This is a genomic window from Rhodococcus sp. ACS1, assembly GCF_002300155.1.
GTDB lineage: Bacteria > Actinomycetota > Actinomycetes > Mycobacteriales > Mycobacteriaceae > Rhodococcus_F > Rhodococcus_F koreensis.
The window spans coordinates 136,599-159,852 of the sequence record NZ_NSDZ01000005.1 but is presented as its reverse complement, the minus strand read 5'-3'; the positions used below and the strand labels follow the sequence as shown (position 1 = coordinate 159,852).

Here is a 23,254-nt window from a genome sequence, read left to right as displayed (position 1 = left end):
TGCCCGAATCGTTACCGGCGGGTCGGATCAGCCGAAATCGAGGTCGTCCAGCTCCTCCACCACGGTGACCTTGCGCTTGCGGCCGCCCCGCATCCGGCCGATGCCACGGCGTCCGCCGGTGTCCGCGTTGCCGGAGGGCAGGATCCGCTGCGGCGCCACCCGGGGGCGCGCCACGTGCGCGGGCGGCGGCGCGACCCGGGGTTCCACGGGGTCGGACACGACGAGGGGCGTCCGGGGCGGCGGGGCCGCGACCACGGGCCGTGGTGCCGCGGCCACGGTGGGCGGTGCCGCGACGGCGGCAGGCGGGGCGGGGACCGCGGCAGGCGGGGCGGCGATCGGCACGGAGACCCGTTCACGGCGGGGCAGGCCGGTGTCCCGCAGATCCACGTCGTCGAGCCCGGTCACCCACCGCAGCCGGTGGTCGAGACCGCGGTCCTGCAACTCGGCCCAGATCTCGTCGTGCCACGCCCCGGGCTCGCCGCTCCCGAACGCCCGGGAGTTCGCGCTGACCCACACCACGTCCTCGGACGGGCGGCGGTCCGCGATGTCCAGGACCGTCAGCCAGTTCACCGTGGCCGTGTAGCCGCGCCGCTTCCGGTCCACATACGGGCGGCGGCGCTGCAGTTCACGGGCGGCGACTTCGAGGTGCGAGGTGTACGCCGGCTCGATCACATCGCAGCCCATCGCCTCCAACTGCCGGGCGAGCGAGTCGACGTAGCCGTCGGCCTTGGCCCGCGCGGCGTCCACGAACACCGACAGGTCGTCGCGGAGCCCGAGCCGGTCGTACATCCGTGCCTGGACGGTGAGGGCCTCGATCATCGCGACCGACTCCCGCTGGTACCGGTGGGCGACCTCGACGAGGACGAGTCGGGGGACGAGCACTCGGCTGCCCCGGTCGAGGGCGTCGCGGACGAACGTCTCGAAGCGCGCGTCTCGCGTGACGGCCGAGGTATCGAGAACAATCAGCATTGATCGATTCTCACCGAACGCGTCGGCAGCGCCAGGGAAGTTGCTGAGTCGTTACCGAAACACCCGACCAGTCGGTATCGCAGCACCCGCCGGGGCATTGCCGCCCGGTTGCCGGGCGGCCGTCTCAATGGATCTTGAAGATCACCGCGCGCTGCACGACGAAGTTGATGACCGTCGCCGTGCCCTGCGCGATGACGAACGCGAGCGGCAGACGCCACCATTCGTCGGGGAATGCGTGGTACATCACCCAGTTGAGGCCCACCTGCACCGCAAACGTGACGGCGTACAGGATCACGACGGCGACGAAGCGGGCGCGGCTCGGTTCGGCCTTGAACGTCCACCGGCGATTGATCAGGTACGCGGTGGTGGTGCCCGCGATGAAGCTGATCGACTTCGCCACGTTGACGGGCAGCCCGACCACCTCGAACAGCAGGAAGTAGAGGCCGAAGTCGACGACCGCCGACAGTCCACCGGTCAGGACGAAACGGACGATCTGCGTCTTCAGGTCCAGTGCGTCGTCGGCGATGTTCTCGGTGACGGGGATCTCGACGGGGAGCGGAACGTGAGGTTCGTGCTCGTGACTCGGCTGGGTTTCTGACACGACGACGAGGCTAGCGCCCCGTGAGTACTTCTTAACCGCCCGCGGTTAACAAGTACTCACAGGCGGTAGCCTCTATGCCGATGTCCACGACAGCAGAAGAGACGCCCACCCAGGCGCTCCCCACACAGACCCGCACCCTCACCGGCTGGGGACGCACCGCGCCCACCACCGCGCAGGTGCTGTCCACTCCCGACGTGGAGGTGATCGCGCAAGCGGTCGCCCAGGTCGCGGAGCAGAACGAGTCGAAGCCGGCTCACCTGCAGCGTGGGGTGATCGCCCGTGGCCTCGGCCGCTCCTACGGCGACCCGGCGCAGAACGCCGGTGGCCTGGTCATCGACATGAATGCGCTGAACCGGATCCATCGCATCGACCGCGACACCCACCTCGTGGAGGTCGACGCCGGCGTCAACCTGGATCAGCTGATGAAGGCGGCGCTGCCGTTCGGCCTGTGGGTTCCGGTGCTGCCGGGCACCCGGCAGGTCACCATCGGCGGTGCCATCGGCTCCGACATCCACGGCAAGAACCATCACAGCGCCGGCAGCTTCGGCAACCATGTGGTGTCGCTGGACCTGCTCACCGCCGACGGCAAGGTGCGGACGCTGACGCCGAAGGGCGGCCGCAACGACCCCAAGGGCGCCCTGTTCTGGGCGACGATCGGCGGCATGGGCCTGACGGGCATCATCCTCAAGGCGACCATCAAGATGACGCCGACCGAGACGGCGTATTTCATCGCCGACGGCGACGTCACCCAGACGCTCGACGAGACCATCGCGCTGCACAGCGACGGCAGCGAGGCCAACTACGAGTACTCGAGCGCCTGGTTCGACGCCATCGCCGCGCCCCCGAAGCTGGGCCGGGCCGCGGTCTCCCGGGGCTCGCTGGCGAAGCTCGACCAGTTGCCGGCGAAGTTGCAGAAGAATCCGCTGGCGTTCGACGCGCCGCAGCTGCTGACGTTCCCGGACGTGTTCCCGAACGGCCTGGCCAACAAGTTCAACTTCTCGATGATCGGCGAGTTGTGGTTCCGGAAGTCCGGCACCTACCGCGACAAGGTTCAGAACCTGACGCAGTTCTACCACCCGCTCGACATGTTCGGTGAGTGGAACCGCGCCTACGGGTCGAACGGATTCCTGCAGTACCAGTTCGTGGTGCCGACCACCGCGGTCGAGGAGTTCAAGGCGATCATCCGCGACATCCAGACGTCGGGGCACTACTCGTTCCTCAACGTGTTCAAGCTGTTCGGCGAGGGCAACCAGGCGCCGCTGAGCTTCCCGATCCCGGGCTGGAACATCTGCGTCGACTTCCGCATCAAGCCCGGCCTGAACGAGTTCGTCACCGAACTCGACAAGCGGGTCCTGAAGTTCGGCGGCCGTCTCTACACGGCCAAGGATTCGCGGACCACCGCCGAGACGTTCCACGCCATGTACCCGCGGATCGACGAGTGGATCGCCACCCGCCGCAAGTACGACCCCACCAATGTCTTCGCCTCCGATATGTCCAGAAGGTTGGAACTGTAGTGATCAACGCTGTCGGGAACCCCCAGACCCTCCTGCTGCTCGGTGGCACCTCCGAGATCGGTCTCGCGATCTGCGAGGAGTACCTGAAGAAGGCGCCGATGCGGGTGATCCTCGCCGCGCTGCCCGGCGACCCCGGGCGCGACGGCGCGGTAGCCCAGCTGAAGGCAGCAGGCGCCAACGCCGTCGATGTCATCGACTTCGACGCCGTCGACACCGAGAGCCACCCGAAGGTCATCGACGACGCCTGGGCGAAAGGCGACGTCGACGTCACCATCGTCGCGTTCGGCCTGCTCGGCGACGCCGAGGAACTGTGGCAGAACCAGCGCAAGGCCGTCCAGATCGCCGAGGTCAACTACACCGCGGCCGTGTCCGTCGGCGTCCTGGTCGGCGAGAAGATGAAGGCACAGGGCTTCGGCCAGATCATCGCCATGTCGTCCGCCGCGGGCGAGCGCGTGCGCCGCTCCAACTTCGTGTACGGCTCCACCAAGGCCGGACTCGACGGCTTCTACCTCGGACTCGGTGAGGCCCTGCGTGAGTTCGGTCCGCGCGTCCTCGTCATCCGTCCCGGCCAGGTCCGTACCCGCATGTCCGCGGACGTGAAGGAAGCCCCGCTGACGGTGAACAAGGAAGACGTGGCCAAGCTCGCCGTCACGTCGGCGGAGAAGGGCAAGGATCTCGTCTGGGCGCCCGGCGCATTCCGGTACGTGATGATGATCCTGCGGCACATCCCGCGACCGATCTTCAAGAAGCTGCCCATCTAAGCTTCGCCCTCGTGACGGAAGCAGACGTAGCACCGGCCCGACGGTCCCTGTCGACAGCTGCCGAAATGCTACTGGGGGCCGTCGTGGCCGCGGTGGTGGCAGCGGTCGGACTGTTCGCGTTCGGGCGGGTGCAGTGGCCGGCGTTCAACTCGTCCAACGTGACCCAGGCCGTCACGACGGTCGGCCAGGTCGTGGCCATCGCGGGTATCGCGGTGTCGGTGCTGCTGGTCCGGTTGCACCGGGCCGCGCGGTTCGCCCGGCTGCTGTCGTGGGCGAGCCTGTCCGGCTTCGTCACCGTCACACTCGGTCTGCCGCTGGCCGCGACCAAGCTGTATCTGCACGGTGTCTCCGTCGACCAGGAGTTCCGCACCGAATACCTCACGCGGCTGACGGACTCGGCCGCACTGCGCGACATGACGTACGCCGACCTGCCGCCGTACTACCCGGCCGGCTGGTTCTGGGCGGGTGGGCGCGTCGCCAACCTCCTCGGCATGGACGGCTGGGAAGCGTTCAAGCCGTACGCCATCGGATCCCTCGCCGTCGCCGCCGTCGTCGCACTGGTGTTGTGGAGCAACCTGATCCGCCACGACCTGGCCATCGTGGTGTCCCTCGCGACGACGGCCCTCGTCCTGGCCTACGGTTCGCCGGAACCGTACGGCGCCGTCATCACGCTGCTGATCGGTCCCGCGCTTGTCCTCGCCTGGGGCGGCCTGAATCGTGCCGACGGGCGCGGCGGTTGGGGTGCCGTGATCGGCACCGGCCTGTTCCTCGGTCTCGCCGCCACGTTCTACACGCTGTATCTCGGTCTCGCCGCCTTCGCGATCACCCTGCTCGCACTGCTGGCGGCGGCGCTGCGCGTGCGCGCCCGGAAGTCGTGGCGGGCGGCGGTCGACCCGCTGGTCCGGCTGATCGTGATCGCCGCCGTGTCCGGGCTCCTCGCCCTGACCGTGTGGCTGCCGTATCTACTGAAGGTCGTGGGTGGTTCGCCCGCCGCGTCGGGAACCGCGCTGCACTACCTGCCCGAGGCGGGCGCACAGCTGCCGTTGCCGATGATCCACTTCTCCCTCACCGGGGCGTTGTGCCTGCTCGGCACCATCTGGCTCGTCGCCCGCGCGTCGACGTCACGGCGCGCGCAGGCCCTCGGCGTCGGAGTGGTGGCCATCTACCTGTGGTCGCTGTTGTCGATGGCGTTCACGGTGCTCGGCAGCACCCTGCTCTCGTTCCGGCTCGAGCCCGTGCTGATCGTCCTGCTCGGCGCGGCAGGCGTCTTCGGATTCGTCGAATTCGCGGGGTGGCTCGTGCTCGCGACCAGCGACAACCCGCGGGTCAAGGGTGCGGTCCTGGTGATCGGCGTGCTGGGTGCGCTGTCGTTCGTCCAGAACATCCCGAAGTTCCTCGACTCCGACATTGCCGTCGCCTACACCGACACCGACGGCAACGGCGAACGCGCCGACCAGCGCCCACCCGGTGCCGCCGCCCACTACGCGGCGGTCGACGAACTCATCCGGGCGCAGGTCCCCCGCGACCGCGACGACACGGTGGTCCTCACCGCCGACACCAGCTTCCTCAGCTTCTACCCCTACCTCGGGTTCCAGGCGCTGACGTCGCATTACTCGAATCCCTTGGCGGACTTCGCCGGACGCGCCCGGACCATCGCGGAGTGGAGCGAGCTCGAGACACCCGACCAGCTGGTGGCCGCACTCGACGCGGCGCCGTGGCGGGCGCCCGACGCGTTCGTGTTCCGGCAGGGCCCCGACGGATACACGCTGCGGCTCGCCGAGGACGTGTATCCCAACGACCCCAACGTGCGCCGCTACACCGTCACGTTCCCGAAGGAACTGTTCGACGACCCGCGATTCACGGTGTCGGAGACCGGACCGTTCGTCGTCGTCACAAGAAACTGATCGGTCTGTTCGCGTTTACTCGGCCCTGCTCGCGGGAACACCGCAGCCAATCAGGGAAGCGGGTATTTTCCGCGCCCTGAGGGGAATTGTCGGGTCGTCGCGAGGAGCGGTCATGCCGGATGCAGTGGAGCCTCGACGTGCCGGCAGCGGTGCCGAAGACTATCTTCTCGGCACCGCTCCCGGTGAGGTGATCGTGCATGCCGGACTCGCAACGACGATCGGAGCGATCATCGGTGTCTACGTCGGGCACTGGGCGCTTTTCGTGGTCGCAGTGCTCGGCGCCGCCGTGTTCGTCGCCGGCGACGTCGTCGTCCATCTGAGTCGACAAAGGTCGCCGGACATCAGTCCGGCGACCCCTGTCAGGCACCCTGTCGGGCGGGCTGCCTAGTTGAGCTTCTGCGGCACGCCGTAAGTCATCACGGTGTCACCGTTCTCCGTCACGGCCATCGCGTACGGACGGATGGTGACCGGCCCGATAGCACCGGAGATGGAGCCATGAACTCCCTGCATCCTGACCACAGCCGCCGATCCGTCGAACTCCTGCCCCTCGAGGAGCGGGACGGTGGTGATTCCACCCGGTTCCAGGTCGATATCGAGTTCCTGCGACGGAATGATGTCACCGGCGAGTTCCGCGTTGGTCCCTGCGTTCAGGTCCAGCGTGAAGTCGGGGACGAGTCCCAGGTTGATTCCATTACTCGACCCGATTGCGAACCCGAGTCCGGGCGAGTTGAGGACGATGGTCGCGCCTGCCAACGAGACCGGGTAACCGATCTGATAACCGACGGTGAGCTGAGTTCCCTTGAACTCTTCCGCGTTCGGCCCGGTGATGGCGACCCCCGCGTAACCGTTGTGGAAGAACTCCACGCTGGTAGGTACGCCGTCCAGCGGCGGTACGACCTGATACTGCGTGTCGCCCTGGACGACTTCGATGCGATTCCCTCGTGCATCGATCACGGAGCTGGAATTGTCCACGCCGGCCGACGCCGTGCCGTTGCCCATGACCATGGCGAGCGCGGCGATGCCTGCGACTGCAACCGTCCGTGTGAAGCGTTTGTACCCAAATCGAGATGTGCTGATGTCCGTCATGCCGACCCCATTCAGAATGCACTGCAACCGATACGGAAAAGCATGCTGAGCGTAACCAGTGGGGCAGAAGAATATCCCTGTATTGATCAGAAGTTCACAAATCAACTTGATGTGATACACGCAACAATTACCCGATCGCAACCCAGGAAGCTCTCAGCGACCTCCGGTACCCTCGATCGATTGACATCGACCCGAGAACCGGAGGCGCTGCTGCGTGACTGAGATACTCACCCCGGTCGAGACGACTCGGCCCGCCGGGAGCACCAGCACCACCGCTCGCCCTGTCCGCTCCCGTTTCCGGCCGCACCCGGCCGATGTCGCAGCGGTCGTCTTCTACGTCGGCCTGGCCGCATTCGTGTTGGCCCGCCAGTGGAAACACCTCGGAACCGGCTATCTGGTGCGCAGCGGCCAGGACCAGACCATGTGGGAGTGGTTCTTCGCAGTCGCCGCACGCTCGCTGGTCCGTCTGGAGAACCCGCTGTCCAGCGACCTGCAGAACTATCCGCTGGGCGTCAATCTCATGGGCAACACGGCGATGTTCGGCATCAGCATTCCGCTGGCGCCCGTCACACTGTTGTTCGGACCGAACGTCACATTCACTCTGGCACTCACACTTGGCCTGTCGGGCACGGCAATTGCCTGGTATTGGGTCTTCTCACGGCACGTCGTGTCCTCGCGACTCGCGGCGGCCGTCGGCGGCGGCCTGTGCGGTTTCGCACCCGCCCTGATCTCGCACACCAACGGGCATCCCAACTTCGTCGCCCTGTTCCTGCTGCCCTTCATCGCGCTCGCCGTGATCAGGCTGGGCAGCGGCGCGCGACCCGTGCGCGACGGCATCGTGCTGGGACTGCTGATCGCCTACCAGATCTTCCTCGGCGAGGAACCCCTGCTGATCTACGCGCTGGCGTTCACGGTCTTCGGGATCGCCTACGCGGCGTCGCGCCCGCGGACCGCGTTCGCGGCAGTCAGGCACAGCATCAAGGGTTTTGCGGTCGCGGGCGGCGTCGCGCTGGCCGTCGCCGCCGTTCCCCTGTGGTGGCAGTTCTTCGGGCCCGACAGCTACCGCGCGATCGAACACGGCCCGGTGGGCAACGACACCGAATCGTTCACCAGCTTTCCGACATCCTCCCTGGCAGGCGAGCCCGGGTCCGCCGAGTTCAGCATGAACGCCACCGAGGAGAACGCGTACTTCGGCTGGCCCCTGCTGATTCTCCTCGGCCTGTCCGCCCTGTGGCTGTGGCGGATGCCGCTCGCACGCGCCGCGGCCGCGACGGTCGCCGTGATGGGCGTCCTGTCGCTCGGGACGTCGCTGACGATCGGCGGCTGGGACACCGGAATTCCGTTGCCGTGGAAGCTGATCTCACACCTTCCGCTCCTCGAGTCCGTCCTCGAGTCGCGCTTCGCGATGGGCTGCCTGCCCGCCGCCGCGCTGCTGCTCACGCTCGGCACCGACCGCGCCCTGGCGTCCGCCCGCGAGGGCCAGCGGACCACCACGCTGCTGTGGGTCGGGTGGCTCGTGGTGGCGCTGCTTCCGCTGACGCCGACACCCCTGGCAGTCGTGCAGCGGGACGCCGCGCCGAACTTCTTCGCCGACGGTACGTGGCGGGACTACGTCACCGACGGTTCCGTCGTCACGGTGCCGCTCCCCTCCCCGGAAAACGCCCGGATGCTGCGCTGGCAGACCGAGCAGGATCTCGCATTCCCCATTGCCGGTGGATATTTCGTCGGCCCGGCCGGCAGCGAGCAGCGTGGCAAGTACGGGCCCGACGACCGCCCCACCGCACTACTGCTCGCGTCCGCGCAGTCGTCCGGCCAGGTACCGGTCATCGACGACGCGACGAGGGCCCAGGCGCTGACCGACCTGAAGTTCTGGAACGCCGACGTCCTGGTCCTGCCGCACACCCAGAACGATCGCGTCCTGCGCGAGACGGTCCGGCAACTCGTCGGGGCGCCGGCGAAACCCGTCGACGGCGTGTGGCTGTGGGACGTGCGGTGGCTGCACCACCCGTGAGTACTTATTAACCGCCGGACGTTAATAAGTACTCACGGGTGACTAACATCGTGCTGTGCCACAACCGCCGCTGCCCGACGTCCGGAGCATCCGCACTTCCCGGCTCATCGCGATCGTCACCGGCCTGATCGGTTTCGTTCTCGCGCTGGCCACCCCGTTCCTGCCGGTCAAGCAGGACGCCGCGACGATCGACTGGCCGCAGAACGGCACGCTCGGTAGCGTCGAGGCGCCCCTGGTCTCGTACACGCCGCTGGCCCTGCAGGTGAACGTTCCCTGCTCGGTGTTCACGCAACTCGGGCCCGACGGCGGCACCGTCGTCTCGACCCTCCCGAACCGGGCGCCAGACTTCGAGAAGAACGGCCTCGTCGTGAAGGCGGGCGCCGGCGGCACGGTCGACGTCACCCTTCGCGGCAGGTCCCTGATCTCGGCGGGTGCGGCGGACCTGCAGGGCTGCACCGGTCTCACCGTCACGTCCGACTACCAGCGGACGTCGGCCGAGGTCACGGGCACCGCCGAACCGCTCGCCGGTTCCGTCGAGGGCGACCAGCGACCGCAGATGGTCGGCCTGTTCACCGACCTGCAGGGGGCGGCGCCCGCCGACCTGAATGTGCACGTCGACCTCGACTCCCGGTTCTCGTCGAGCCCGACGCTGCTCAAACTGCTGGCGATGATCGTGTGCGTCCTCGCGACGCTGACGTCGCTGTACGCGTTGCACCGCGTGGACGGCATCGACGGCAGGCGCGCCCGCCGCTTCCTGCCTGCGCACTGGTGGAAGTTCACCGGTGTCGACGCCGTCGTGATCGGGACGCTGCTGCTGTGGCACGTGGTGGGCGCGAACACGTCCGACGACGGCTATCTCCTGGGCATGGCGCGGGTGTCGGAGCATTCCGGTTACATGGCCAACTACTTCCGCTGGTTCGGCGTCCCCGAGGCGCCGTTCGGCTGGTCGTACGAACTGCTCGCGACGCTGGCGAAGGTGAGCACGGCGAGCATGTGGATGCGACTGCCGACGCTGCTCGCGGCGCTGCTCTGCTGGATGGTGATCAGCCGGGAGGTCATTCCTCGCCTCGGTGTCGCCGTGCGCCGCAACAGGACTGCCCTCTGGACCGGTGGCCTGGTCTTCCTGGCGTTCTGGTTGCCGTACGACAACGGGTTGCGCCCCGAACCGGTCATCGCGCTCGGCGCCCTCCTCACGTGGTGTTCCATCGAACGGGCCATCGCCACCGGACGACTGCTTCCCGGTGCCGTCGCCGTGCTGATCGCCGCGTTCTCCCTCGCCGCCGGACCGTCCGGGCTGATCTGCATCGCGGCCCTGATCGCGGGTGCGCGGCCGATCCTGCAGATCATCATCGCGCGCGGCCACCGGGTGGGATTTGCGTCCCAGATCCTGCCGATCCTCGCCGCGGGAACGGTCGTGATGGTGGCCGTCTTCGCGGATCAGACACTCGCGACGGTGCTCGAATCGACGCGTGTCCGCACCGCCCTCGGACCCAACGTGGCCTGGTTCGACGAGCGGCTGCGCTGGGATTCGCTGATGGGGATCTCCCCGGACGGCTCGCTGGCCCGCCGGTTCGGTGTGTTCGTGATGCTGCTGTGCGTCGTGGTCTGCGTGATGCTGATCCTGCGCAAGGGGAAGGTGCCCGGGACCGCGATCGGGCCGTCGCGCCGCATCCTCGGCATCGTGTTCGCGTCGCTGCTGCTGATGATGTTCACGCCCACCAAGTGGACCCACCACTTCGGGGTGTACGCGGGGCTCGCGGGTTCGGTCGCGGTGCTCGCCGCGGTCGGGGTGGGGGCGGCGAGTATCCGCTCGAAACGGAACCGCACGCTGTTCGCCGCGGGTGTCCTGTTCATCCTCGCGGTCGCGTTCACCAGTTCCAACGGCTGGTGGTACGTCTCCAGCTACGGCGTTCCGTGGTGGGACAAGCCGCCGATGATCGCGGGCAAGGGTTTCTCCACGCTGTTCCTGGGACTCACGGTCCTCACGCTGCTCCTGGCCGCCTGGTACCACGTCCGCGAACCGTACGAGACGGGCAAGAAGCCCAACGGGAAGCGCGCCCGGATGCTCGCGCCGTCGCCGCTGACCGTCGCGGCCGGTGCCGTCGTCCTGTTCGAGGTGCTGTCGCTGCTGAAGGGGGCCGTCGCGCAGTACCCGGGGTACTCCATCGCGAAGGCCAACATCGAATCGGTCACCGGCGGCACGTGTGCGCTCGCCGACGAGGTCCTCGTCGAAACCGACCCGACCGCCGCCCTGCTGCAACCGCTCACCCCCGTCACCGACCCGAACGGTGCAGGCGCGTTCGGTGCGACGTCCGCGGAGGGCTTCACCCCCAACGGCATCGCCGACGACCTCACCGCCGACTCCGAGAAGATCGCCACCGGCGGCGCCAACACCGTCGACACCGAAACCGACGAGACGACCACGGGCACCAGTTCCGGCACCGGTGGCGGCACCGAGGCCACCGCCGGAGTCAACGGCAGCACCGTGACGCTGCCGTTCGGTCTCGACCCCGCCCGAACCCCGGTCCTCGGCAGCTACCAGCCGGGCGGGGAGCAGAAACCCGCCTCCCTCACCACCGGCTGGTACGGGCTGCCCGACCGCAGCGACGACGCACCGATCGTCACGATCTCGGCGGCCGGACGCATCCGGTCGGTCGACGCGGACGGCGTCGTCACCCCCGGCCAGAGCCTGAAGGTCGAGTACGGGGTGGCCGGTCCCGACGGGTCCGTCACCGCGCTCGGCACCGTCGACCCGATCGACATCGGACCGTCCCCGTCCTGGCGCAACCTGCGGGTGCCACTCGACCAGCTGCCCGCCGAGGCGAACACGGTCCGGCTCGTCGCGGACGACCCGGACACCGACCCCGGACAGTGGCTGGCGGTCACGCCGCCCCGGGTGCCGAAGATGCAGACCCTGCAGACCGTCGTCGGGTCCAGCGACCCCGTGCTCCTCGACTGGGCCGTCGGGCTCGCATTCCCCTGCCAGCGCCCGTTCGACCACCGGTACGGGGTCGCCGAGGTCCCGCAGTGGCGCGTTCTTCCCGACCGCATCGGCGCCGAGTCCACGAACGCCTGGCAGGACAAGTTCGGCGGCGGCCCGCTGGGCTGGACCGACCAGTTGCTGTCGGCGAGCACCCTGGCCACCTACCTGTCGAACGACTGGGACCGCGACTGGGGTTCGCTCGAGCGGTACACGCCGCTGGACGAGTCGGCGACGCCCGCCGAGGTCGAATCCGAACAGGTGACCAGGTCGGGTACCTGGTCGGCCGGACCGGTGCGTTACTACTAGAAGCGCCCCTACCCTCTGGTAGGCGGCAATATGCCTCCTCAGGTTCCTGACATACCATCGACAACCGTGCCCGACGCTCTGACAACTTCCGTCTCCGATCCCGAAGCCACTTCGCCGCCTGCTCGCCAGGACCGGCGGAGTGAGTACCGGACCGCTCGTCTGATCGCCATCGTCACCGGCCTCATCGGGTTCGTGCTGGCGGTGGCCACCCCGTTCATGCCGGTGCAGCAGACCACCGCAGCGGTGAACTGGCCGGAGAACGGCGTCGTCGGCGACCTCGAGGCACCGCTGGTGTCGCAGGTCCCGATCGACCTGTCGGCGTCGATCCCGTGTTCGGCGGTGGCCGGGCTTCCCCCGCAGGGCGGAATCCTGCTGGCCACGGCCCCCGCACAGGGCGAGGGTGCGGCGCTCAACGCGATGTTCGTGCGGGTGTCGGACAAGTCCGTGGACGTGCTGGACCGCAACGTCACCATCGCCACGGCGCCCCGCGCACAGGTGCAGTCGGGCGCCTGTAGCGAGATCCGCATCACATCGAACATCGACGCGACGTCCGCCGAGTTCGTGGGCCTGACCACCCCGGCCGGCGACCCGATCGCCGGTTCCCTCACCGGCGACCTCCGCCCGCAGGTGGTGGGCGTGTTCAGCGACCTCCGCGACGGGGCGGCGCCGGCCGGTCTGTCGTTCACGATGAACGTGGACTCCCGGTTCTCGTCGAGCCCCACGCTGATCAAGCTCGTCGCCATGATCGTGGCTCTCCTCGCCACGGCGATCGCCCTGGTCGCCCTCGGCCGCCTCGACGGCACGGACGGGCGCGGGCACCGCAACTTCCTGCCGTCGCACTGGTGGAAGTTCACCGGACTCGACACGATCGTCGTGGGCACGCTGGTGCTGTGGCACTTCATCGGCGCGAACACCTCCGACGACGGCTATCTGCTCACCATGGCCCGGGTCTCCGACCACGCCGGCTACATGGCCAACTACTTCCGCTGGTTCGGCGTCCCCGAGGCGCCGTTCGGCTGGTATTACGACGTCCTCGCCGCGATGGCCAAGATCTCGACGGCCAGCCCGTTCATGCGACTGCCCGCCCTGATCGCCGGGATCCTGTGCTGGATGGTGATCAGCCGGGAGGTCGCTCCGCGCCTCGGCCGGTCGGTCCGGCGCAACAAGGTTGCGCTGTGGACCGGCGGACTCGTGTTCCTCGCGTTCTGGCTGCCCTACAACAACGGTCTGCGGCCCGAGCCCATCGTGGCGCTCGGCGCCCTGCTCACGTGGTGCTCCATCGAGCGTTCCATCGCGACCGGACGTCTTCTCCCCGCGGCCGTCGCCGTCCTGATCGGCGCGTTCACGCTCGCGGCCGCCCCGACGGGCCTGATGTGTGTGGCCGCCCTGCTCGCCGGCGCCCGCCCGCTCGTCCGGATCGTCGTCAAGCGCCACCGCCAGGTGGGGACGCTGCCGCTGCTGGCGCCGATCGCGGCCGCGGGCACGATCGTCCTCGTGGTCGTGTTCGCCGACCAGACCGTCGCCGCGGTGATGGAGGCCACCCGGGTCCGCACCCTGATCGGCCCGAACCTCGAGTGGTACAAGGACTTCCTGCGCTACTACTACCTCTTCGTCCCGACCGTCGACGGTTCCGTGGCCCGCCGCTTCGCGTTCCTGACGATGATCCTGTGCCTGCTGACGACCCTGTTCATCCTGTTGCGCCGCAGGCGGATTCCCGGTGCCGCCACCGGACCGTCGTGGCGTCTGCTCGGTGTCGTGTTCGGCACGATCTTCTTCATGATGTTCAACCCCACCAAGTGGACCCACCACTTCGGGGCGTACGCGGGCATCGCCGGTTCGCTGGCCGCGCTGACCGCCGTCGCCGTGTCGGCGTCCGCGCTACGGTCGCGCCGCAACCGGACGATCTTCCTGGCCGGACTGCTGCTCATGCTGGCGTTGACGTTCGCGGGCATCAACGGCTACTGGTACGTCTCGAGCTACGGCGTGCCGTGGTTCGACAAGACCGTCTCCATCGGCGGCCGCCAGTCCAACACGTTCTTCCTCGTCCTGTTCGGGCTGGCCGTCGCCCTGGCCGCCTGGCAGTACCTGCGTGAGGGATTCGCCGCGCCACCCGTCCGCGCCAACACCGAGAAGGGGAGGCGGATCAGGAAATTCGCGGCCGCCCCGCTCACCGTCGTCGCCGGCATCATGGTGCTGTTCGAAGTCCTCTCCCTCCTCAAGGGCGCCGTCTCCCAGTACCCGGCGTACTCGCTGGCCCGCTCCAACTTCGACTCCCTCACCGGGCAGACGTGCGGGCTCGCCGAGGACGTCCTCGTCGAAGGCGACACCAACGGCGGAAACCTCACTCCCATCAACGATCCCGCGCAGCCGCTCGCGAACCCCGCCGACCCGCTCGGCGGAGCGAACCCCGTCGGATTCTCGCCCAACGGGGTGCCGTCCGACCTGACCGCCGACTACGTCGAGGTCAAGCAGGGCATGGGCAACACCGACAACCAGAGCGTCGGGCCCAGCTTCGAGACCGGATCGAGCGCCGGAACCAGCGGCGGCACCGGAAATGTCGGCGTCAACGGCAGCACCGCCAAGCTGCCGTTCGGACTCAACCCGGCCACGACACCCGTCATGGGCAGCTACCAGGAAGGCGTGCAGGAGCCGGCGACGCTGTCGTCCAGCTGGTACGCCCTCCCCGAACGCAGCGACGACACCCCGCTGATCGTCATGTCCGCCGCGGGCCGCATCTGGTCGGTCGACGCGACCGGCGCCCTCACCTACGGTCAGTCGCTGCTGCTCGAATACGGCAAGCGTCAGCCCGACGGCACCGTCCAGGCCCAGGGCACCTACCTGCCCAAGGACATCGGGCCCGCACCGTCGTGGCGCAACCTGCGCGTGCCGATCAGTGAACTGTCCCCCGACGCCGACTCCGTGCGGATCGTCGCCAACGATCCCAACCTCACCGGCGATCAGTGGCTGGCGTTCACCCCGCCGCGGGTTCCGAAGCTCGAGACCCTCAACTCGACGATCGGCAGCACGCAGCCCGTGCTGCTGGACTGGGCCGTCGGACTGCAGTTCCCGTGCCAGCGCCCGTTCGACCACCAGTACGGTGTCGCGGAGATGCCGAACTACCGCATCCTCCCCGACCGTCCGCTGGCCGTCAGCTCCACCGACACCTGGCAGTCCGCGGAGAACGGTGGCCCCCTCGGCTTCACCGAACTGCTCGCCAGCGCCACCGCCATCCCCACCTACATGCGGGACGACTGGGGACGCGACTGGGGCTCCCTCGAGCGCTTCGACCGGTACTACCCGGACGCCACCGCGGCCACCGTCGACACCGAGACCGCCACCCGGTCCGGACTGTGGAAGCCGGGCACTCTGCGGGTGTACCCCACCCCGTAGCGGTCTCGGAGAGGCGGAGTTGTCCACAACTTTCCGTCCATCCACAGGCCAATTTCCGACCTGGGCTTTTCGGCCGCGGATCGCTGCGCCCGGGGCAGGCTCGGACCCATGCGAACCGAAAGCTGGGCCGAAGACCTCCCCGGGACAGCCGCTGCCGGCCGCGACGGAGTGGTCCGAGCGGCTGCCCTGGAACGGCTGGGCGTCGCCAAGGACACCATCGCCGCGCGCTGCCGCGACGGTGGTCCCTGGCAGCGGATCCTCCCCGGCGTCGTCCTCCTGCACGACGGGCCACCGACAACGCTGCAGCGCAACCTGGCGGCGCTCGAATACGGCGGCCCGGACGCGCTCCTGTCGGGTCACGCCGCGCTGGCCGCGCTCGGCTACCCGGCGTCACCGCCCCGGAACGACGTGCTGCTGCTCATCCCGTCCACCCGGCATCGCCGGGACTGGTCGTACGTGAAGGTCGAGCGGACGCGGCACCTGCCCGCACCCGTCCACCGGGGGCTCCTGCGCCTCGCTCCGCCGCGGCGCAGCCTTCTGGACGCCGGACGTCGCACGCTCACGGCTGAGGCCTGTCACGCGCTCCTGACCGAGGGAATCCGGCGTGGCGACGTGACGATAGACGAACTGGTCCGCGAAATCGCACACGGCAGCGACCGCGGAAGCCACCTGCCGCGGGCAGTCCTGCGCGAACTGACCGAAGACGCGCATTCCGCCGCCCGGGTCCACGCGCAGAATGTGTATGCGACGAGCGGGCTTCCGCCGATGCGGCACGACGTGGACGTGCTGTCCGCGGCCGGGCTGTGGGTCGCCCGACCCGACGGCTGGCTGGACGACGTCGCCGTCGCCTGGGAGATCGACTCGCCGAAATACCACTTCTCACCCGAACTGCACGAGGCGACGAGACAGCGGCGGGCGCGGATGCAACGTGAGGGAATCGTCGTCGTGACACACCTGCCGGAGCAGATCCGAGGCGACCCGTCGACCGTTCTCGCCGACCTGCGCGCCGCGTACACGCTGGCCGCGTCGCGCCCCCGGCCGCCGGTATTCGTGCACACCGAAACGCACCTGCGGTCGGCATGACCGCCGACCGCAGGTGCGGGAACGAACTACAGCGGCATCAGGTCGTGCTTGCGCGGGTTGCGCTGCACCGTCTTGTCGCGCAGCATCGTCAGCGCCTTGCGGATCTCGAGCCGGGTGGTGGCGGGCTCGATGACGGCGTCGATGTATCCGCGCTCCGCGGCGATGTACGGCGTCGCGATGTTCTCGTTGTAGAAGTTGATCAACTGCCGGCGGACGGCGGGCGCGTTCTCGCCCGCGGCCTCGATCTGCCTGCGACCGATCAGGTCGACAGCGCCCTCGGCGCCCATCACCGCGATGCGGGCGGTCGGCCACGCGAAGTTGATGTCGGCGCCCAACTGCTTCGAGCCCATGACGGCGTAGGCGCCGCCGTAGGCCTTGCGGATCACGACGGTCACCTTCGGCACGGTCGCCGTCACGAACGCGAAGATGAACCGGCCACCGCGCTTGATGACACCGATCCGCTCCTGCTCGAGCCCGGGAAGGAATCCCGGGGTGTCGACCGCGAACACCAGCGGGATGTCGAAGGCGTCACAGATGCGGATGAAATGCGCGGCCTTGTCCGAGGCCTGCGCGTCCAGCGCACCCGCCGCGACCAGCGGCTGGTTCGCGATCACCCCGACCGTGCGGCCGTCGACGCGGGCGAAGCCGGTGATGATGTTCAGCGCCACCTGCCCGCCGATCTCGTGGAACTCGCCGTCGTCGAAGATCCGCAGCAGGATGTCGTGCATGTCGTAGCCGGCGTTGTCGGCGTCCGGGATGAACGTGTCCAGATCGCGGTCGGAGTCCGTGATCTCCGGTTCGAGACCCGGATTGACGACCGGCGGCTTCTCCATGCAACTCGACGGCAGGAAGCTCAGGTACTTGCGCACCCACTCGAACGCGGCCTTCTCGTCGGGCGCCACATGGTGCAGGTTGCCGTACTGGGCCTGATTCCGGGCACCACCGAGTTCGTCGAGGCTGACGTCCTCGCCGGTGATCTTCCGGACCACCTCGGGCCCGGTGACGAACATGTACGACTCCTCGGTGGCCACCAGGACGTCCGTGTTGATCGGCGCGTACACCGCACCGCCCGCGCACTTGCCGAGAATCATCGAGATCTGCGGGCACATGCCCGACAGCGGCTCCTGCCGACGGCCCAGCTCCGCGTACCAGGCCAGCGACGTCACCGCGTCCTGCACTCGGGCTCCGCCGGAGTCGTTGATGCCGACACACGGGCAGCCGATCTTCGCGGCGAACTCCATGATCGCGGCGACCTTGCGCCCGAACATCTCGCCGACCGAACCACCGAACACGGTCTGATCGTGCGAGAACACCGCGACCGGACGTCCCTCGACGGTCCCGTGGCCGGTGACGACGCCGTCGCTGTACAGCGCATTCGGGTCACCGGGCTGGCGCATCAGACCGCCGACCTCGATGAAACTCCCCGGGTCCAGGAGCATGTCGATGCGTTCGCGTGCGCTCGGAATGCCCTTCTTCGCGCGCTTGGCAATAGCCTGCTCGCCCGCGGGTTCCTTTGCCGTTTCCAGCTTTTCGCGCAGTTCGGCAAGCTTCTCTGCGGTCGTGGTGGTCACTGATGCGCTCCGGTTCCGGCGGCCTGGATCGCCGCCAGCTTCTTGGTGAGGTCGGCACCGACCTTCGCGATGTACGGCTCGTCGACGATCTGGATGTGATCGCCGCCCACGTGGATGATCTCCAGGTTCTTCACCGCGTCGCCCCAGCCGCCGTCCGGCTTCCGGGTCTTGAACGCGGGCTCCAGGTTCATCACGTCGTCGTGGTAGCGGTCGGCCATGTACAGGACGACGTCGCCGTCGTACTGCTCGAGCTCGGCGGTCTGGATGGCCCGGTTGTCGAGCCACGACGTGCGCTGGTGCTCGATGATTCCGCCCGGAATCTTGGTGCCACTCAGCTTGAGCAGTTCCGTCAGGATCTTGATCTGCTCTTCGTCGCTCTCCGCCGCCGCGAGCTTGTCGTACGGCAGCGGGTAGTCGACGTTGTACGTCTTCTTCGCGAACGCCGCGTACCGCTGCCAGCGCTTACGGATCTCGTCGGGAGTGTCCTCGACCTTTTCCCCGGCCATGACCGTGTCGATCAGGCCGACGATCCGGACGTCCGCGCCCGACTCGCGCAGCAGCTTCGCCACCGCGTAGGCCAGCACACCGCCCAGCGACCAGCCGTACAGCACGTACGGTCCGTCGCCCTGGATCTCGCGGATCAACGGCAGGTACTCCGCCGCCCGGACATCGATCGGCCCCTCGGTGCGCTCGAACCCGTACATCGGCGTGCCCTCGGGCAGACGCTTCAGCAGCGGCTCGTACGCGACGGTCGACCCGCCTGCCGGGTGGAACACGAACACCGGGACGACGTCGGATCCCTCCGGGCGGGGCCGCAGCGCGCGGACCAGCCCGTCGATCTTGCCGGAATCCTCGAGGAAGCCGCGCACCACGTTGGCGAGTTCCTCGATGGTGGTGGAATCGAGGACGTCGTCGAACGTGATCTCACCGTTCGCGCGTTCCGACAACCTGGCGGCCAGCTTCTCCGCCGTCTCGTCGTTCAGGATCGGCAGCGTGTTGAAGATGCCCATGGCGGACTCGCCGGTGACGACGGCCCACGTGGCGAACGTCAGACGTTCGGCGGCGTCGCGCGGCGGAACGTCGGTGCCGGTCGCCTCGGCGAACGCTTCCTTGCTGTCCACGGCGGTTTCCTCGGGCGCAGCCTCCGGGACAGGGGTGGCCGCGATGATCGCCTCGGCCTCCGCCTCCACGGACGTGTCCTCGGCGTCGAGCGGAGCCGCGGAATCACCGTCGGCCTCCGACTCACGGTCGGCCTCCGCGGCCTCCGCATCACGGTCGGCCTCCGCGGCCTCCTCCGCTTCCTTCTCGGCCTTCTGCTTGTCGGCGAGGGCCTGCACCTCTTCGCGGTTCTCGACCGCGTAGCGCAGGTACTTGCCGACCTCCATCAGGTTCGCGTCGCGGACCGCCTGCAGCTGCAGCTGCGGGATGTCGAACTCGTACTCGACGCGGTTCTTGATGCGGACGGCCATCAGCGAATCGAGGCCCAGCTCGATCAGCGGGATCTCGGCGGGCAGGTCCTCCGGGGCGTAACCCATGGACTCGGCGACGATCAGCGCGAGACGGTCTTCGAGCGTCTGCGAACCGTTCGGGTCCCACTTCTCGCCGATGTCCTCGACGACCTCGGGCAGCTCCTCCACCGGCACCGTCGTCTGCACCGGCGCCGCACCAACATTCCCCGTCGCTTCGCTCGCCCCGACAACCGGTTCAGGCAATGCCTCACCGGACGTGACGGCGGCGTCGAACAGCAGCGTGAAACTCGCACCGCTCTTCGCGTGCACCTGCAGCGATGCGCCACCCGGATGCGGGTTGAGTGTGGTGGTGAGCGTTCCCTCCGCGGGCGCGTGGGCGTGCAGGACGGACGCGGCGAGCGTCACGTCCGACAGCACCTGCGACGCGGCGGCGGTGACCAGGGCGGGCAGGTCGGTGACCGCGCCGGCCTGGACCTCCCACACGTGGCGGCCGTCGGGCAGCGACACGTGCGCACCCGGAACACGGGTGTTGCCGCTCGAGTCGATCCGCGTCTCCACCCAGTACGGCTTGCGGATCCACGCGGTGCGCGGAACGGCCGCGAAGTCGCCCTCGGGCAGCAGCGAGGACAGGTCGACGGCGTGCCCGTGGACGTACAGCTGTGCGAGCGCGGCGAGGACACCGAGCGGCTCGTCCTCCTTGCGCTTGAGCGTCTGGATGAGCTGCATGTCGTGCAGGCCGGCGTCGAACGCGGTGGCGGCCACGGACATCAGGGCCACCGGGTTGGGCGCCAGCTCCACGAACGTGGTGTGCCCGCTGCCGACGGCGAGGCGGACGGCGTTGGTGAAGTACACGCTGTGGCGCAGACCCTTGGTCCAGTACTCCTCGCGGTGGATCGGCTCGTGGCCTGCGCGGTAGTAGGTGTCCTTGTCGACGGACGAGTACACGCCCAGCTTCAGCTTGGTCGGTTCGATGCCCGCCAGTTCCGCGGCCAGCTCGCCCAGCAGCGGGTCGACCTGAGAGGTGTGGCTGGCACCCTTCGTCTTGAGGACGCGGGCCATCTTCTCCTCGCCCTCGGCCCGCGCGACGATGGCGTTGACCTCAGGCTCCGGGCCGCCGATGACGGTGTGCGTCGGGGCCGCGTACACGCAGACCTCGAGGTGCGGGAAATCGGTGAAAACGGTCTCGATCTCGGATGCGCTGTACTCGACGAGCGCCATCAGACGGATGTCGTCGCCCTCGAGCGTGGCCTCGGCCTCGCCCATGAGGCGGGACCGGGCGCAGATCACCCGGACCGCATCCTCGAGCGGCAGGCCACCCGAGATGTATGCGGCAGCGGCCTCGCCCATCGAGTGTCCGACGACGGCCTCGGCCTCGGCGCCGTGGTGACGCAGCAGGGCAGCCAGACCGATCTGGATGGTGAAGATGCCGACCTGCGACGTCTCGACGTCGTAGTCGATCGCGTCGTCGAGGAACTTCTCCTTCATGGAGTAGCCGGCCTCGTCCTCGATCAGCGCGTCGACCTCGTCGATGGCCGCGGCGAACACCGGGTTCTCCAGGTACAGCTGCTTGGCCATCTTGCGGTGCTGCGAACCGAAGCCCGACAGAACCCAGACGGCGCCCTTCGACGACGGCGAGTCCGCGGTGAACACACCCTGCCCGGGCTTGCCTGCGGCGACGGCGCGCAGACCGGTGACGGCCTCCGAGCGGGTCTTCGCCAGGACGACGGCCCGCGAGCGACCGTGGTTGCGGCGCGCGAGAGCGCGGGCGACGTCGGCGAGCGGGGTGGTGCTGCCCTCTTCCGTTTCCAGCCAGTCGGCCAGATCGGCGGCGGCCCGGCGACGACGCGACGGCAGCGCACCGGACACCGCGAGGACGACCGTCGGCTCGGTCTCGGCCACCGCTACCTCGGCGGGCACGACCGTGTCGGCGGGCTCGGCGGTGTCGTCGACGGCAGGCCCGGTGTACTCGCGCACCACGACGTGGGCGTTGGTGCCACCGAAACCGAATCCGGATACACCGGCGACGGCCGCGCCCGTGTAGCGCGGCCACGCCGCACCCTCGGGAATGACCTGCAGGTGCGCCTTGTCGAACGCGATGTACGGGTTGGGTCCGGCGAAGTTCAGCGTCGGGGGAAGTGTGTCCTCCCGCATCGACAGCACGACCTTGATCAGACCCGCGGCGCCCGCGGCGGCCTCGAGGTGACCGAAGTTGGTCTTGGCCGAGCCGAGCAGGGCGGGCTTGTCGTCGGCGCGTCCACGACCGACGACGCGTCCGAGCGCGTCCGCCTCGATGGGATCGCCGAGGATGGTGCCGGTGCCGTGCGCCTCGATGTAGTCGACGCCTGCCGGGTTGATGCCCGCGTCCCGGTAGGCGTGCCGCAGGACGTCGGCCTGCGCGTCCGGGTTCGGGGCCGCGAGACCGTTGGAACGGCCGTCCTGGTTGACGGCGCTACCGGCGATGACGGCGAAGATCTCGTCGCCGTCGCGCTCGGCGTCCTCGAGGCGCTTCAGGACGACGAGACCGCCGCCCTCCGCGCGGATCATGCCGTCGGCGTCGGAGGAGAACGCCTTGATGCGGCCGTTGGGGGCCATCACACCCAGCTGGTCGAAGCCCAGCGTGGCGGGCGGCGCGACGAGCATGTTGACGCCGCCGGCGAGCGCGAGGTCCGACTCACCGGTCCGCAGCGAGCGCACCGCCTGGTGCACCGCGACGAGCGAGGACGAGCAGGCCGTGTCGAGAGCGATGGACGGTCCGCGGAAGTCGTAGAAGTACGACACCCGGTTGGCGACGATGGACGTCGACGTACCGGTCAGCGCGTACGGGTGCGCGTGGACGGGGTCGCTGACGGCGAGCAACTGGTAGTCGTTCGCCGAGCTGCCGATGAACACACCGACCTGCTCGCCCTTGAGGTCGCTGGCCGGGATGCGGGCGTGCTCGAGGGCCTCCCACGTCAGTTCCATCGCGAGGCGCTGCTGCGGGTCGACGTTCGCGACCTCCAGCGGGGACATCGCGAAGAACTCCGCGTCGAACGTCTTCACGTCGTCGAGGTAGCCGCCCTGCGTGTTGGCCTTCTCCACGGCGGCCTTGATCTGCGGGTCGGAGGTGAACTCCTCCCAGCGGCCCTCGGGCAGGTCGGAGATGCCGTCGCGGCCCTCCGCGAGCATCTGCCACATCTCGGCGGGAGTCGTGCCCGCACCCGGGAAGCGTGCGGCCAGGCCCACGATCGCGATGTCGTGCGCGTCCGACGTCGGCGCCGACGCGTAGTAGGCGGCGTCGGCGGAGTCGTCGGGCTGCTCGGGTTCGCCCTCGATGATCCGGGTGGCCAGCGACGCAATGGTGGGGTGCTGGTAGGCGACCGTCGCGGTGAGCGTGACTCCGACCAGTTCTTCGATCTCGCCGCTGAGTGCGACGGCGTCACGCGACGACAGACCGAACTCTTCCATCGGGCGGTCGTCGGTGATCTGACCGACCGGTTGCCCGGTTGCATCGGCAATCCAGTTGCGCAGCCAGTCGCGCAGCTGCGCGACCGTCATGTCACCTGTGCTGCCGGTGACATTCCCCGTCGCTTCGCTCGCCCCGACCCGGTCATCATCTTTTTCAGCCAT

13 protein-coding genes are annotated in these 23,254 nt (G+C 68.6%); 8 read left to right on the top strand and 5 right to left on the bottom strand.

The window, feature by feature from the left end:
- Window positions 1–27: 27 nt before the first annotated feature.
- Complete coding sequence (locus CJ179_RS21460) at window positions 28–969, bottom strand: PIN domain-containing protein (protein WP_072938550.1); 942 nt, start codon at window positions 967–969, stop codon at window positions 28–30.
- A 124-nt stretch (window positions 970–1,093) separates the two neighbouring features.
- Window positions 1,094–1,570 carry a GtrA family protein gene (locus CJ179_RS21455; RefSeq protein ID WP_072938553.1) on the bottom strand — a complete coding sequence of 159 codons (477 nt, stop codon included), beginning with the start codon at window positions 1,568–1,570 and terminating at the stop codon, window positions 1,094–1,096.
- Window positions 1,571–1,650: 80 nt separating this feature from the next.
- On the opposite strand from CJ179_RS21455, the gene CJ179_RS21450 reads away from it, so the two are divergent.
- From CJ179_RS21450 to CJ179_RS21435, 4 genes are all read left to right on the top strand, one after another.
- A complete protein-coding gene (locus tag CJ179_RS21450; RefSeq protein WP_072938591.1) occupies window positions 1,651–3,084 on the top strand; it encodes an FAD-binding oxidoreductase in 1,434 nt (477 codons plus the stop codon).
- The gene (locus CJ179_RS21445) at window positions 3,084–3,845 is read left to right on the top strand and encodes a decaprenylphospho-beta-D-erythro-pentofuranosid-2-ulose 2-reductase (RefSeq protein WP_072938555.1); all 762 of its coding nucleotides are present in this window, start codon (window positions 3,084–3,086) and stop codon (window positions 3,843–3,845) included. The genes CJ179_RS21450 and CJ179_RS21445 overlap by 1 nt, the downstream gene beginning before the upstream one ends.
- Before the next feature lie 11 nt (window positions 3,846–3,856).
- Window positions 3,857–5,749: a galactan 5-O-arabinofuranosyltransferase gene (locus CJ179_RS21440; protein ID WP_218834835.1), complete on the top strand. Its 1,893-nt coding sequence runs from the start codon at window positions 3,857–3,859 to the stop codon at window positions 5,747–5,749.
- A gap of 112 nt (window positions 5,750–5,861) precedes the next feature.
- On the top strand, window positions 5,862–6,137 hold the full coding sequence (locus CJ179_RS21435) for a hypothetical protein (RefSeq protein WP_072938560.1): 276 nt from the start codon (window positions 5,862–5,864) through the stop codon (window positions 6,135–6,137).
- On the opposite strand, the gene CJ179_RS21430 is transcribed toward CJ179_RS21435, so the two are convergent.
- The gene (locus CJ179_RS21430) at window positions 6,134–6,835 is read right to left on the bottom strand and encodes an MspA family porin (RefSeq protein WP_072938563.1); all 702 of its coding nucleotides are present in this window, start codon (window positions 6,833–6,835) and stop codon (window positions 6,134–6,136) included. The genes CJ179_RS21435 and CJ179_RS21430 overlap by 4 nt on opposite strands.
- A 214-nt stretch (window positions 6,836–7,049) precedes the next feature.
- Between CJ179_RS21430 and CJ179_RS21425 the strand changes: the two genes are divergently transcribed.
- The 4 genes from CJ179_RS21425 to CJ179_RS21410 all read left to right on the top strand — a co-directional run bounded on the left by CJ179_RS21425 (window position 7,050) and on the right by CJ179_RS21410 (window position 16,608).
- Complete coding sequence (locus tag CJ179_RS21425) at window positions 7,050–8,846, top strand: glycosyl transferase (RefSeq protein WP_095862834.1); 1,797 nt, start codon at window positions 7,050–7,052, stop codon at window positions 8,844–8,846.
- Window positions 8,847–8,901: 55 nt separating this feature from the next.
- The gene (locus CJ179_RS21420) at window positions 8,902–12,135 is read left to right on the top strand and encodes an arabinosyltransferase domain-containing protein (protein ID WP_095862833.1); all 3,234 of its coding nucleotides are present in this window, start codon (window positions 8,902–8,904) and stop codon (window positions 12,133–12,135) included.
- A 66-nt stretch (window positions 12,136–12,201) separates the two neighbouring features.
- Window positions 12,202–15,525, top strand: coding sequence for an arabinosyltransferase domain-containing protein (locus tag CJ179_RS21415; protein WP_095862832.1), 3,324 nt, complete (start codon window positions 12,202–12,204; stop codon window positions 15,523–15,525).
- A gap of 108 nt (window positions 15,526–15,633) precedes the next feature.
- Entirely contained in the window at window positions 15,634–16,608 is a 975-nt protein-coding gene (locus tag CJ179_RS21410) for a hypothetical protein (RefSeq protein ID WP_095862831.1), read from the top strand.
- A gap of 26 nt (window positions 16,609–16,634) precedes the next feature.
- Here CJ179_RS21410 and CJ179_RS21405 read toward each other — a convergent pair whose 3' ends face one another.
- A complete protein-coding gene (locus tag CJ179_RS21405; protein ID WP_072938577.1) occupies window positions 16,635–18,179 on the bottom strand; it encodes an acyl-CoA carboxylase subunit beta in 1,545 nt (514 codons plus the stop codon).
- On the bottom strand, window positions 18,176–23,254 hold the full coding sequence (gene pks13, locus CJ179_RS21400; protein WP_095862830.1) for a polyketide synthase Pks13: 5,079 nt from the start codon (window positions 23,252–23,254) through the stop codon (window positions 18,176–18,178). The genes CJ179_RS21405 and pks13 overlap by 4 nt, the downstream gene beginning before the upstream one ends.